The organism is Longicatena sp. 210702-DFI.1.196, assembly GCF_020563125.1.
GTDB lineage: Bacteria > Bacillota_I > Bacilli_A > Erysipelotrichales > Erysipelotrichaceae > Longicatena > Longicatena caecimuris.
Genome location: NZ_JAJCPX010000054.1, coordinates 1 through 14,529, shown reverse-complemented (window position 1 = coordinate 14,529; position 14,529 = coordinate 1). Strand labels below are relative to the sequence as shown.

Here is a 14,529-nt window from a genome sequence, read left to right as displayed (position 1 = left end):
TATTGGAAAAGTAGACTGATAAATAGGGTTCATATCTTTAACTAAGGGAGACGGATCTATCTTATCCCGATATTACTCTTCTTCCTATTTTAGCACGAATCTTCCATGTGAGTACGGACGAATTACTTAATTTTAAAAATGAACCAAGTAAAGAAGAAATTGTAAAAATGGCAAAAAAAGCTTTAGAAATGTATCAAAGCGTTCCTTTTGAAGAAGCTTTTGCCTATACGAAAGAATTGTTATATACCTACCCAAACAGTGAATTGCTGAAATTGCGCATTGCGTCAAATACGATGTATGTCATGATGTTCGGTGGTGAAAAGTATGGTACTGTCTATCAAACATTTGCAAAAGAACTATGTGAAGAACTCATCAACAGTACCAGCGATCCTATCAAAGAAGAAGCTGTTACCTTCCTTGTGAATTTTTATATGATGGAAGAAAATTATGAAAAAGCCGAGCAACTGTTAGAGAGCTTTCCGAAGCATTTTGATCCAATGTCCATGTTGCCAAGCATTTACTTAATGCAAAAGGATTATGTAAAGGCAAACAAATTATTGCAGGAACAATTATATCAGCATTATCATGCCATCTGCATGAATATAATGTCCTTAGCAACCATTGCCCGAAACACACATAAGAAGGAAGAAATTAAAGCCTATCTAGATCTACTAAAGGCGCTACAAACAATCTTTCATATGGAAGAGGATATTTCCTTTATGCCGATTACAGAAGGTTATTATGAAGATAAACAAGAAGCCTTGTATTATGTAAAACGCTATGTGGATATGTTGTTGCATTGGGATGAGATGGCAAAACGCAAAGAAGCTTTGTTGAAACAAACACTTTGGTTTCAAAAGATTGCATTGGATAAAAACAGCCTACCTACCATTATGCGAAAGGAACAACTGTTACAGCTCTTAGACGATAAAGATTTGGATTATTTAAGAGAGGAAGAAGAATTTCAAGCATTGTATAAGAAGATACAAAACAGTTAAATGCGGCTGCTGCTACAGGCGGCAACCTACTAGAGAAAGAGCCGTATAAGTGATTCTACGGCTCTTTTTCATGTATAGTGATTTCTACATATGAATAGATTGTTCTCTAACCTTTTTCGCTTTGCATCGCATGCCATTTTTGACAATTGCGCAAACGTTCTCCCTGATCTCCTTGCTTTTCATCATAAGCAAAAGATTTTGCTAAGGTGCATGGAAATTGCGCACATTCTCCACAATGAGTAAGCTTTTTTTCTTCAACACAGTTTTTTACCGGACATTGTTCTCCCCAAAATGGTTTTGTAATTTGTAAACACCCGACACAATGCATTGTATTTTGAAATTCACATTTACTACAACAGATACCACATCTTGATTCTATCATCTTCATCACCACCGTAATGACATCATCATTACCTATCCTTTCTTCCCTTATAGTATAAGAGATAAATGCTATGATTTCATGTAAAAAAAGGACATGATTACATATCCTTTCTAAACATTACCTAATTATCAAACTTAGCAAAGGTAATAAGCTTTTATTGTCGATCAAACACCTTACATAGGGAACATAGTCACAAGCATCAAAAAAGGGATGCTATCTGATATGATCCCTATTTTCATTATTTCTTTGTCATCTTACGACTTTTATCCGCACAAGCTCGCATACCTTCCATGATGGTACTACGCAAACCTTTTTCTTCCATTTTCATGACAGCCTCAATGGTCGTACCGCCCGGTGAACAAACCATATCTTTCAGCTCGCCGGGATGTTTCCCTGTTTCTAATAACATTTTAGCAGAACCAAGCATGGCTTGTGCCGCAAATTTATAAGCATCTTTGCGCGGCATGCCCTCTAACACCGCCTCATCTGCCATAGCTTCCAAAATCATAAACATGTATGCCGGTGAAGAACCGCTGACTACCGTTACCGCCTCCATCATTGACTCCTGTACTTCCGCACATTGTCCAAAGCTTTCAAAGATATCAACGATATCTTCTTTATCATCCTTACTCATCATCTCTCCAAACGCTAGTGCACTCATTGCCTCACCAACAAAAGCAGGGGTATTGGGCATTGCTTTCACCGCTTTCACCTTACGATGAAACATCGCATACAGATCAGCTAAGGTAACACCGGCAGCGATATCCACCATGATTGCATTCGGTTTCACATGCTCTCGTATTTCTTCAATGATCTTGCCATACATATGCGGTTTGACAGCAAGAAATAAAATATCCGCATTGCAGGCTACGGTTTCATTATCACTGATATATAAATCATAAGTTCTGCTTAATGTTTCCAGTTTTTCTGGATGCTGATTACTGACGATCATATGATCGCCATCCACCAACTGTGCCTTCATAATGCCTTCTACCATAGCTTTTCCCATATTGCCGCAGCCAATAAATCCAATTGTTTTCATATGTGTTCCTCCTATCGTGTATGGGGTTCCTGTATCAGTTTTCCCAATAAAACAGCTTTTTGCTGTTCATCCTTTGTTTGTTTAAACTCTTCTTGCGTAATTGGATGAATCCATGTCAGATGGACACCTTGTTTTTTAATTGATAAAGCTAAAGCATCAGCAAAATGATCATCATCTAACAACATACAATACGACGTATCATGAAGCTGCATATCCAAGGTATGCTGATCAGCCAGACAATCCATTTGTTTCCAAGGCAGCTCGCATAAACCGGCAATTCTTGAAAAGACTTTGATTTGCTCATCTGCGCTATATACATCTTTTCTTAAGGCGATAGCAAACTCACTACGCGCATAAGATTCATAATCATCATAATAGCGATCCGCATTGGGCATCGCAAACATTCCCACACCAATTGTAAATGCATATAGGACTTCATCCTTTTCAAAGGTCATTAACAGACGGCTTGGAAATTGATCCTTATGCAAATCATAACAGTTGCTTGCCTTACCGAAAAGCTTACACAAATCTTCAAAGTAAGGTGTATGATATGCTTTCCACACCTCATTAAATTCCTGTGCCCAGAAAGTCTTTCCCGCCTGCATGCGTGGTGCTAAAGCTTCATAGGCATCCATCAGCTTCCATCCTACCATCGTATTTTGTTTCAAATTACGGGTATAACCACTAAAGTTTTTTGCATCAGCCCAACTTGGGATAACACTGTAAAGCTCTTTTTGATAATATAACGCTGCGATATGCCCTTCCTTGCTCCAAACAATTTCAATATTGTCTTTATCCCAAGGTGCAATATCTGTTGGATCCTGCAAAAATTGCTTTGGCAGCATGGGCTGATGATCTTTAGCAATCGCATCCTGATCAAACGCATCCGGTGCTGCTTTCAGATTTTTGACCCAACAGGCACTGCGGACAATTAAACGCTGTTGTTCATAATCCAAATCATACATATAGAAATAGATGCTTTCACCATCACTAAGTACATCTGCCGCAAGCGGACATAACGGTGATTGTGAAAACGCCAAACTTTCTTCTTTTATTTGCTCCATAACAGCCTCCTATTTCTCTCTATTATTATACAAGATATCGCAGACGATGAACAGCTGTTCATCGAAATTAGCCATTGGACGCTTGCTTGTTAAAAGATACATCACATTGCTAAGTATCTTATGAGCTTTCTGTTTGTATTCTAATAGAATCATCGATCTCTTTCTCATCTTACTCATCATATGAAACGTGATTACAGTGTTTTGCATAGCGGATGGAATGCACAAGTGTACCGACATAGCAAAAAGTGGAGCTTTCAACATGTTATTTCAATGATTGCTCCACTTTTCGCTTATTTAATTTCTTTAATCGTTTTAATCCCTTCTGTATCGACATAAGTAATGTTCAGCTTATCCTTCGGTTTTAAGAATACCAGCTGATTCTCATATTTCGTTGTAAAGGTAATCTTAAAGATTTCATTATTCTCTGTCTGAATATAATACAAGGTATTTCCTTCCACATTCAATTTTTCAATAGATTTCACGACAATCGTTGCCGTCTTCATACTTTCGGCACTGATATTGTCACTGGACGTACCTAACAGATTTAAAGTCTTTTTAAACAAGGCATCCAAACCTTCATCACTGGATACGGTCGCAACCTTCTGATAATCAACTGCTGAAACTGTCGCATACATTTTAATCAAGCCATTGTCTTTTAATGACATTAAATATACCGGGTTGCCTTTGATATTAATTAATAATGGGAAAGTAGACTCATAGCCATAGTTTTTCACTTCGGATTGCGCACTCTTCATGGCACTGATTTCATTCGCCCCGGCGGTCGCAATCTTCATCGCTTCATGGGTTCTCAGATTCACTAACACAAAGCCTAAGTTAGATTCATCGGCATTGGCAGATGTAATACCGCTGTACAGCCAAATATCACCATCTTTTTCTAAATAATTATAACCTTCACTTGTTAAGGTCACACCATTTTGTCCAAACACGGAATTCCAATAGCCGCCTTGCAAACTACCATTTTCATCCAGTTCATCAATAACCAGTGATTCAGGGAAAATACGGTCAGCCCACGTCGGTATATTTCCTTTATCATATTTTGTACTTTCACCGGTAATCGGATCAAGGAAAATTGCTCCTGTTACACTCTTCTTCGCCCCTACCCCTTTATAGGTATAGGTCGAACAGATATACCAAGGTCTTCCTTTTTCATCAATTTCAAAAGAAGGAGAACCAAAGATTTCCGTTGGATGTTGGAAACGTAAATGACGCATTAGATTTTCATTAAACATTGCCGATGGAACATATTTCATTCCATCCAATCCCAAATCCTTTAATTTTACCAAAGATGTTTTTCCACTTGTACTATCTACGGTGATATAAGCAGGAATCCCATTCCCTTTATTTTTGAAATACTTAATGAAACCATTGTAGGTTAACGGTGTCACGCGATATACACTGTCTTTATAAGAAATCTGCGTATATTCATCACTGACATTAAACTGTGATACCCATTCACTCATATTGCCCATTACCTTATCACCCAGACGTATTGAACTGTCACGATCGATGATGGGTGTCTTTTTGAAATCCACTTCCGGAATTTCCTTAAACTTTACATCCTTCACCGCAATACGATTTGCATATTCTTTAGCGTGAAAAATTTTTGAACTGATTAAGGATGACGCAAAAGGAAAGATAATCATAATAGCTAACGCAATCGCACTTAGTTTTGCCGCAGTTTTCCAATTGCTTGTTTTCGCTGTTGCATCGTGTACCGCCTGCTTCATGAATTTACCTTTTAATCTATCAAATGCATGCATTCCCTGATTAGTTAAAGAGAAAATCAGGGTGATAACTAAGATTGGTCCTACGGTAAAAATCAAAAACTGCCAAAACTCTGGCGCATGCCAGTTTAATGGCGGTAATACGACATAGAAATATCCGAAAACATATACCAGATATATCGGTATGATAAATAACATATATTTTTTCATGTAACGCACCTCACTTTTTGATAGTACTTACTATATCATATTTATCACAAAAGATACAGAAAGTTTTCTTATCAAAGTTTTTCACAAAGCCAATATGAAAACTGTGAGCAAATTAACTTTACTCACAGTCCCATAAACTATCTTTTATCATCCACTAATACAATGTGATGACACTCTCTGGTTTTCTTCATATCAATCAAACGCTGATTGCTGGAACCGCGGAAACGTAAAGTAATATCCTTCAACTCTTCGATGAAACGTCCATCGACCAACACATCAATAAGCGAGAGCATTTCATCGGTATCCTCGCCATATCGTTTCCCTTGCGGAATTAAATCCTCATCCAATGTAAAACCGGTAAAGCACCAGATATCTTTTTCCGGCAATTCTTTGCGCACTTTTCTTAATAGCTTTACCAGCTCTTTTTGATTTTCAAATTCAAACGGTTCCCCGCCAAGTACTGTTAAGCCTTTAATATAAGGAGAAGCCAATGCCTGCAGTATTTCTTGTTCACTTTCTTCTGTATATGGCTGTCCATAGGTAAAATCCCATGTTTCCGGTTGGAAACAATACGCACAGCGATTCGTACATCCGGATACAAACAAACTAACGCGGACCCCGGGACCATTGGCTATATCATACTTTTTAATTGCTCCATAATACATGGCGATTGCTCCTACAGATGCAAGACACGTTCTTTGATTTCCTGTGTTCTTCCTTGATTCCAGAACTGTGTACCGATATAACCACATGTTCTTCTGGCAACATTCATCTTATCCTGATCACGATTATGACAGTGTGGACATTCCCAGATAAGCTTATTATGCTCATCACGAATGATCTGGATTTCTCCATCAAAGCCGCAAACCTGACAATAATCGCTCTTAGTATTTAATTCAGCGTACATGATATGATCATAAATATGCTGCATAACCGCTAAAACAGCATCTATATTATTCTTCATATCCGGTACTTCCACATAACTGATTGCTCCACCTGGAGATAGCTTCTGGAATTGTGACTCAAAAGTCAATTTATCAAATGCATTGATTTCTTCCGTCACATGGACATGATAGCTATTTGTTATGTAGTTTTTATCCGTTACACCTTCTATGATGCCAAAACGTTCCTGTAAACATTTTGAGAATTTATATGTTGTAGATTCTAATGGTGTGCCATATAAAGAGAAGTCAATATTTTCTTCAGCTTTCCATTTTGCACATGCATCATTTAAATACTGCATAACCTCTAACGCAAATGGAGTAGCTTCTGGATCCGTATGAGGTTTTCCTGTCATATAGCGTGTCATTTCACATAAACCGGCATAGCCTAAAGAAATCGTGGAATATCCATTAAATAACAATTTATCAATGGTTTCTCCCTTCTTTAATCGGGCCAAAGCACCATTCTGCCAAAGGATAGGTGCCACATCACTTGGTGTTCCCTTTAAACGATTATGACGACACATCAAAGCTTCCTTACATAATGCCAAACGCTCATCTAAGATACGCCAGAATTCCTTCATATCTTTTCCACTGGAACAAGCAACATCCACTAGGTTTAAGGTTACAACACCTTGATTGAAACGACCATAGAATTTATATTCATCATTTTCATCCTTATATACAGTTAAGAAAGATCGACATCCCATACATGTATAGCAATTACCATCCTTCAACTGTTTCATGATCTTTTCCGAAATATAATCCGGAACCATGCGTTTTGCCGTACATTCTGCAGCTAATTTTGTCAGATACCAATATTTGCTGCCTTCGCTCACATTATCTTCTTCTAATACATAAATCAGTTTTGGGAATGCCGGTGTAATATAAACGCCCTGTTCATTTTTTACACCTTGAATACGCTGATTTAACATTTCTTCAATAATCAAAGCTAAATCATCGCGCAGTCTTCCTTCCGGTACTTCATTCAGATACATGAACATGGTGATAAATGGTGCCTGTCCATTCGTTGTCATCAACGTAATGACCTGATACTGAATGGTTTGTACCCCTTGTTTGATTTCACGCTTTACTCGCAGCTCGGCAATTTCATTAATGATATCATCACTTACCTGTACCCCGGTTGTTTCCATTTCACGACGTACTTCCCTTTGGAATTTTTCCCGACTGATCTGTACAAACGGTGCTAAATGTGACATGGTGATACTTTGCCCGCCATACTGACAAGAGGCTATTTGCGCAATCGCCTGGGTTGCGATGTTACAAGCTGTTAAAAAGCTATGTGGCTTTTCAATCATCGTTTCCCCAATGACCGTACCATTCTGCAGCATATCCTCTAAGTTTACCAAACAACAATTATGCATATGCTGAGCAAAATAATCCGAATCATGGAAATGGATAATACCTTTTTCATGTGCTTCTACAATTTCCGGAGGCAATAAAAAACGCTTCGTGATATCCTTGCTTACTTCCCCTGCCATATAATCACGCTGTACGCTGGAAATGGTCGGATTCTTATTAGAATTCTCTTGTGCCACATCTTCATTCTCAAATTCCAACAAACTTAAGATCTGTTTATCTGTTGAATTTGACTTTCTTACCAATTCCCTTTTATATCGGTAAGTAATATAATTATTGGCTACCTTAAAAGCTGACTGCTTCATGATTTCTTCTTCTACCTTATCTTGAATTTCTTCTACGGTAGCACTGCGATTCAGATGCTGACAATATGCCGTTACATTTGTTACAATCTGGGCAATCTGTTCACCACTCATCTGGTAAATATGGGTGACACTTTGATTTGCTTTACAGACAGCATCCTCAATTTTTGATGCGTCGAAGACAACTTCCTTTCCACTTCTCTTTATGATATTCATACACTACACCTCTTCATCATTCCTAATATCCTTTAGCATTATATAGGAAAAAGTGAAGAAAATAAAGTATCATGCTAAAGAACTTTACCACCATATTTCACAAGTGAAAACTTTCAATAAAAGAAAGCCTTTGTTCATCGCTTTTCTATTTTTGGAATAGCCTTTGTGAATGAAAATATATTTTTTATTTTCACATCATCATCGTAGTAAAATTAACATAAAAAGAAAGATGTCGTTAACTTTTAAGAGCTTCCCCCATGAAGGTATCGGTCAAAAAAAGGATCTGGAGAAATGGGCTCCTCTTCCTGATTATTACCCCCATTTGATTCGGCTGATGCCTTGGTTGTTTCTACTCCTATCATAGCCTCTTGTATAGGTATTTCATATTATACAAAGAAAGCTAAGAAATAATTAACTCGTTATCTCATAAGTTCAAGATACCCTAATCTTTATGGGTATTCTTGAGCTTTTTAAATTGCATTTTGATAGGATAATTTAAGCACATAAATTAGTAAACATTTCATAATACGTAGTTCTGCAACACCAAGACATACAAAATACGCAGTTAATGACCATAATCCTATCTTTTTCTTTATGACTTCCCTTATTTTACCTTTGCCCCCTGCATGTAAGTAAAGGCAAAAGAAAAGAACCCTATGCAGGATTCTTTGTAATACTTAAAACTTTATAGCCATTTTCTGTCAGATCCTTTTCCAGATTATCTGTCTGGAATGTATCAATACGGAAAATCAACTCAGAATATCCATTATGCTGATTATACACACCTAAGTGCGTGATATTGCAATTGTTGCGCACAAAGATCTTACTTAGTTCCCCAATCGTTCCAAGCTCATCTTTAACTTCTACGCAGACGCGACTGCCACTTGTACGATAACCTAGGATATCTAAGAAGCTGCTTAATACATCGTTGCTAGTTAGGATACCAACTACCTCATTGTCATCATTGACAACCGGCAGACAACCGATATCATGTTTAAACATCAACAGTGCCGCATCTTCTAAGAAACGATCCTCATGAATGGTAATCACATCACGAATCATGATGGCATCCACACTTGTTTTCGACAATAGATAGTTTAGCTCATAGATGCTCAGGCTAGTAGCTTTAGAAGCACCTTTCTTGCTGATCATGCCTTCCGTAACCAAGCCAACCAATTTTTTGCCGCTGACTACCGGAATACGGTGCAGATTCTTTTCGCTCATGATGTCGACAACATCACTGATCTTCGCATTTACATCAATACATATTGGATTCTTTGTCATTCGATTTTTTACGTACATACTTTATCCTCCTAAATATGCTTTCTGAATTTCTTCACTATCCGCAAGTTCTTGTCCGGTACCACTCATAACAATCTTACCGGTTTCCATGACATAAGCTCTGGTAGCTACGGATAAGGCCATACGGGCATTTTGTTCCACTAACAAAATCGTTGTCCCTTTGGCATTGATATCCTTGATGATACTAAAGATTTCTTTTACCAGAATGGGTGCCAATCCCATACTAGGCTCATCTAACAATAAGATCTTAGGATTTGCCATCAAGGCTCTGCCCATGGCTAACATCTGCTGTTCTCCGCCGGATAAAGTTCCTGCTGCTTGTTTACTACGATCCTTTAAGATAGGGAAACGTTCATAAATAGCTTCCAGATCTTTCTTGATGCCTTCTTTATCCTTACGTTGATAAGCACCTAATTCAAGGTTCTCTAATACTGTCATATCGGCAAAGATACGTCTGCCTTCCGGTACATGGGAGATTCCTGCTTTCATTATATCCTGTGCGCTCTTCTTGTTCAATACTTTGCCATCATAGGTAATGGTTCCCTCACTTGGCTTTACCAAGCCCGACAAGGCTTTCAGAATACTTGTCTTACCGGCACCATTCGCACCGATCAAGGTAACAATTTCACCTTCATTAACTTCAATATCAATGCCTTTTACGGCATGGATTGCCCCATATTTAATATGCAGATTCTCGATTTTCAGCATGCCTATACCTCCTCACCCAGATAAGCTTCAATAACACGCTTATTGGATTTGATTTCTTCCGGTACACCGGATGCGATGATTTTTCCATAGTCTAATACATAAATTCGTTCACACAGATTCATGACCAAAGACATATCATGTTCAATCAATAAGATACTGATATGAAATTCATCACGGATAAAGCGAATTAATTCTGTTAATTCAGCAGTTTCCTGTGGATTCATACCGGCTGCCGGTTCATCTAGGAATAACAGTTTTGGTTTAGCGGCCATCGCACGAGCGATCTCCAAACGTCGCTGTTCTCCATAAGGCAAGTTGCAGGCAAGCTCTTCACATTTATCTTCCAGATGAAAGATTGTTAACAGTTCCATTGCCTTTTTCTTCATGGCGATTTCACTCTTATAATACTTAGGAAGACGCAACAAGGCAGTGATAACGCCATAATCAACATCTTTATTCATCGCAATCAGAACATTTTCCAATACGGTCATATCCTTAAACAGACGAATATTCTGGAAGGTTCTAGCTAAACCTAAAGCTGTGATTTTATATGGCTTAATACCGTTTAATTTAATTGGTTTATCATCTTTCGTGAATTCAATACTACCTTCACTTGGCACATAGACACCGGTTAACATATTGAATAAGGTTGTTTTACCAGCACCGTTTGGTCCGATCAGACCAACCAATTCACCTTCATTGATTTCCATATTAATATTAGAATTGGCACAAAGACCATCAAAGTTTTTCGTTAATTTTTTTACAGAAAGTAAAGGCATCTTAGTCTACCTCCTTTTTCTTTTGCCACTTCTTTGGCAGAAAATCGGTAACTTCCTTACTGCCAAACAATCCCTGCGGACGATAGACCATGATCACGATAATGGCTAAAGCATACAGGATCATACGGATTTCCGAATAGCTTTGCAGGGTAAGGTTGATGATACCCAAAACAATCGCCGCAAGGATACTGCCGGATAAGCTTCCCATACCACCAAATACTACAATAACCAGTATATCAATAGATTTCATGAAACCAAAGGTTGTAGGTTTTAAAACATAGAAGTAAGCCGCATATAAAGCACCCGCAATACTTGCCAACATAGCACCAATGACAAATGCTAAGGTTTTATATTTTGTCGTATTGATCCCCATGGATTCACTGGCAATCTCATCTTCACGAACGGAAATACAAGCGCGTCCATGGGATGATCGAATAAAGTTATGAATTACTATTACCGAAATAACAATAAACACAAATACCAGAGGGAATGTTGTTAGCTTAGGAATATTACTTAAGCCAGCTGCTCCACCGGTAATTTCCATATTTTGAATAGCGATACGGATAACTTCAGAAAATCCCAAAGTGGCAATTGCCAAATAATCCCCACGTAAACGCAAGGTTGGAATGGCAACAATCAGAGCAACTACAGCCGTAATCGCCATACCTACCAGCATACCAACAAATAAACCAGTTAAGTTTGGCATTTTCGCCAATACGATAGCTGCCGAATATGCCCCAATAGACATAAACCCAGCATGTCCTAACGAGAACTGTCCGGTAAAGCCGATAATCAAATTCAAGCCTAACGCCAAAATAATATTAATACCAATCGTAATAATAGCTACCTGATATGTGTTTGGAATCATTCTGCCACTAATAGCAATCTGAAAGATACTGAAGATTACACAAACAACGATTGTCCAAATGAGATTACGTTTTGTAAATTGACTTTTCATATACGTACACCTCCTAGACCTTTTCCTTGACATTCTTACCTAACAAACCACTTGGTTTGATGATTAAAATGACAATCAGAATCAAATATACAACGGCATCTTTTATCATCGAGAAACCATAACCACTTGCCAAGGTTTCCAAGATACCGATAGCTTCTCCACCAAGCATAGCGCCCGGAATAATGCCGATACCACCAAAGACAGCTGCGATGAAGGCTTTTAGGCCCGGAATCATTCCCATCAATGGGTCAATAGAATTATAATACATACCAATCATAACACCTGCTGCACCAGCTAAGGCACTACCTAAGGCAAAGGTAAAGGAAATGGTATTGTTTACATTGATACCCATTAAAGCTGCTGCATCCGGATCTGTAGATACCGCACGCATCGCTTTACCAATCTTTGTCTTCTTCACGATCAGCTGCAATGCAATCATCAATAAGATCGATGTCACAAAGATCAGAATCTGATGATTAGAAATCTGTAATCCTGCAAAGGTATATACCTCGCGTGGGAAGAAATCAGCTGGATATGTACGAATGTTTGGTCCCATGAAGTACATCATGGCATATTCCAGAAACAAAGAAACACCGATAGCTGTAATCAGTGAAGTGATGCGTGATGCATGGCGAAGTGGTTTATAGGCAATCTTCTCAATCAAGACACCTGCCACCATACAAATCACCATAGCTAACAGCATGGTTGGAAAAAAGCCCAAGCCAAGTGATGTTGAGGCGAAGAATCCCACATAGGCACCCAGCATATAGATATCCCCATGGGCAAAGTTAATCAGTTTGATAATCCCGTAGACCATGGTATATCCCAGTGCAATCAGCGCAAAGATACTTCCGACGGATAATCCGTTGATCAGCTGTTGCAGAAATATTGTCATATTTATACCCCTTTCGTATACGAATTTACTCTTCTTAAAAACGTCAAATAAGGTGAAAGTGTTCTTTCACCTTATTTACGTGCTTCCATCATAGTCTTACTTGGTTACGTCTACGTTTTCAACAGAAGCCTGTTCTCCATCTTTTAATGATACTAATTTAATAGATTTGATAGGAGTGTGATCCTTATCCATAGAGAATGTTCCTGTTACACCAGTGAAGTCTTTGTATTCAGCAATTGCAGTATTTACTTTTTCAGGATCATCGGTTCCTGCTTTTTCAGTAGCTGCTTTAACGAAATAAGCCAAGTCATAACCTAATGCTGCAAATGTATCTGGTTCTTTACCATATTCATCTTTATAAGCTTTCAGGAAGTTACTGATCTTATCGTTGTTTTCTTTCAATGAGAAGTGTGTTGTGAAATATACATTGTTCAATGCTTTCGCACCGGCAACTTCTTTCAATTTAGGTGAGTCAAATCCATCAGGTCCTAAGATTGGTTTATCAATACCGTTTTCACGAGCCTGTTTGATGATCTGACTAGCTTCTTCATAATACCCTGGTACAAAGATAGCATCGAAATCTTTATTTTTGATTTTTGTCAAAATGGAAGTAAAGTCTTTATCACCCTTCTGATAATTTTCGGTACCAACAATTGTTCCACCTAATTCTTTGAATTTTGTTGTGAAGACTTTTGTCAGACCTTTTGCATAATCACTGGAGTTATCGGCATAAACGATAACTTTCTTAAAGCCTTTATCCATAGCAGCTTTCGCAACGGCATTTCCCTGGAAGGAATCAGAGTAACAGATCTTATAGCCATAAGACTGTACGGTTTTGCCATCTGCTTTAAAAGTTGCCATATCATCGGTAGCAGATGCTGAAATCGTTGGAATCTTACTTTCTTCTGCCATCGAGAAGGCCTGTTTTGTAAGTGATGAAATAGCTGGTCCTAAGATCACCGTATTACCATCTTCTACTAAAGTGTTATATACCTGAGGCATTTCGGTATCATCTGTTTTGTTGTCCTTGATTTCAAGTTCAATCTTTTTCTTAGTACCACCGACATCAACACCGCCAGCTGCATTAATTTCCTTCACTGCCAGTTTGATACCTTCTACATGACTGGTACCATAAGTAGCTGCTGTACCAGACTGTTCATAATTGACACCCCATTTAAGTGTATCACCGCCGCCAGCACTTCCGGCATCCTCACTTCCACAACCTACAAGTGTTGTCAAAGTCATAGCGGAAACTGCTGCCATGGCCATTAATTTCTTAAATCCTTTTCCCATAACAATTCTCTCCTTTAACATTTTCCATATCCTCAAATTCATCGTTTTTGAAATTGATTATCCTTATTATACCTCAATGCAAACATTTTGCAAGCACTTTCTGCATTTTTTTCATAATTTTCAGAAACATTTTAATTTTATTACAAGACATCTCATAAAACATCTCAACTCTTCCATAAATTGCCATTTCTTTTTCATATCATGATGGTTGAAAAACTTATGAATCCTGGTAATAAATAAGAATAAAGATAGTAAAAAGGGATATCTAAATTATCGTAGGGATAAGCGATACCTCTAAATTATCATAGAGTTTC

The 14,529-nt window shown here is 38.1% G+C and carries 14 protein-coding genes; 1 reads left to right on the top strand and 13 read right to left on the bottom strand.

What is annotated here, in order from left to right; genetic code table 11:
- Window positions 1–167: 167 nt before the first annotated feature.
- The gene (locus LI241_RS14690) at window positions 168–998 is read left to right on the top strand and encodes an XRE family transcriptional regulator (protein ID WP_227151397.1); all 831 of its coding nucleotides are present in this window, start codon (window positions 168–170) and stop codon (window positions 996–998) included.
- Window positions 999–1,104: 106 nt separating this feature from the next.
- On the opposite strand, the gene LI241_RS14685 is transcribed toward LI241_RS14690, so the two are convergent.
- From LI241_RS14685 to LI241_RS14625, 13 genes are all read right to left on the bottom strand, one after another.
- Window positions 1,105–1,380 carry a DUF3795 domain-containing protein gene (locus LI241_RS14685; RefSeq protein ID WP_008690493.1) on the bottom strand — a complete coding sequence of 92 codons (276 nt, stop codon included), beginning with the start codon at window positions 1,378–1,380 and terminating at the stop codon, window positions 1,105–1,107.
- Between the two features lie 238 nt (window positions 1,381–1,618).
- Complete coding sequence (gene proC, locus LI241_RS14680; RefSeq protein ID WP_008690491.1) at window positions 1,619–2,422, bottom strand: pyrroline-5-carboxylate reductase; 804 nt, start codon at window positions 2,420–2,422, stop codon at window positions 1,619–1,621.
- An 11-nt stretch (window positions 2,423–2,433) separates the two neighbouring features.
- The gene (locus tag LI241_RS14675) at window positions 2,434–3,486 is read right to left on the bottom strand and encodes a suppressor of fused domain protein (protein WP_008690489.1); all 1,053 of its coding nucleotides are present in this window, start codon (window positions 3,484–3,486) and stop codon (window positions 2,434–2,436) included.
- 9 nt (window positions 3,487–3,495) lie between these two features.
- Window positions 3,496–3,639 carry a hypothetical protein gene (locus tag LI241_RS14670; RefSeq protein WP_008690488.1) on the bottom strand — a complete coding sequence of 48 codons (144 nt, stop codon included), beginning with the start codon at window positions 3,637–3,639 and terminating at the stop codon, window positions 3,496–3,498.
- 137 nt (window positions 3,640–3,776) lie between these two features.
- A complete protein-coding gene (locus LI241_RS14665) occupies window positions 3,777–5,441 on the bottom strand; it encodes a hypothetical protein (protein ID WP_008690486.1) in 1,665 nt (554 codons plus the stop codon).
- 137 nt (window positions 5,442–5,578) lie between these two features.
- Window positions 5,579–6,106 carry an anaerobic ribonucleoside-triphosphate reductase activating protein gene (gene nrdG / locus LI241_RS14660; RefSeq protein ID WP_008690484.1) on the bottom strand — a complete coding sequence of 176 codons (528 nt, stop codon included), beginning with the start codon at window positions 6,104–6,106 and terminating at the stop codon, window positions 5,579–5,581.
- A gap of 11 nt (window positions 6,107–6,117) precedes the next feature.
- On the bottom strand, window positions 6,118–8,280 hold the full coding sequence (nrdD, locus tag LI241_RS14655) for an anaerobic ribonucleoside-triphosphate reductase (protein WP_008690482.1): 2,163 nt from the start codon (window positions 8,278–8,280) through the stop codon (window positions 6,118–6,120).
- Between the two features lie 654 nt (window positions 8,281–8,934).
- Window positions 8,935–9,582 carry a CBS and ACT domain-containing protein gene (locus tag LI241_RS14650; protein ID WP_008690480.1) on the bottom strand — a complete coding sequence of 216 codons (648 nt, stop codon included), beginning with the start codon at window positions 9,580–9,582 and terminating at the stop codon, window positions 8,935–8,937.
- A 3-nt stretch (window positions 9,583–9,585) separates the two neighbouring features.
- Window positions 9,586–10,290, bottom strand: coding sequence for an ABC transporter ATP-binding protein (locus tag LI241_RS14645; protein ID WP_008690478.1), 705 nt, complete (start codon window positions 10,288–10,290; stop codon window positions 9,586–9,588).
- A 2-nt stretch (window positions 10,291–10,292) separates the two neighbouring features.
- On the bottom strand, window positions 10,293–11,069 hold the full coding sequence (locus tag LI241_RS14640; protein ID WP_008690476.1) for an ABC transporter ATP-binding protein: 777 nt from the start codon (window positions 11,067–11,069) through the stop codon (window positions 10,293–10,295).
- 1 nt (window position 11,070) lies between these two features.
- A complete protein-coding gene (locus LI241_RS14635; protein WP_008690475.1) occupies window positions 11,071–12,027 on the bottom strand; it encodes a branched-chain amino acid ABC transporter permease in 957 nt (318 codons plus the stop codon).
- A 13-nt stretch (window positions 12,028–12,040) separates the two neighbouring features.
- The gene (locus tag LI241_RS14630; protein WP_008690473.1) at window positions 12,041–12,922 is read right to left on the bottom strand and encodes a branched-chain amino acid ABC transporter permease; all 882 of its coding nucleotides are present in this window, start codon (window positions 12,920–12,922) and stop codon (window positions 12,041–12,043) included.
- Between the two features lie 96 nt (window positions 12,923–13,018).
- Entirely contained in the window at window positions 13,019–14,215 is a 1,197-nt protein-coding gene (locus tag LI241_RS14625; RefSeq protein WP_008690471.1) for an ABC transporter substrate-binding protein, read from the bottom strand.
- Between the last annotated feature and the right edge of the window lie 314 nt (window positions 14,216–14,529).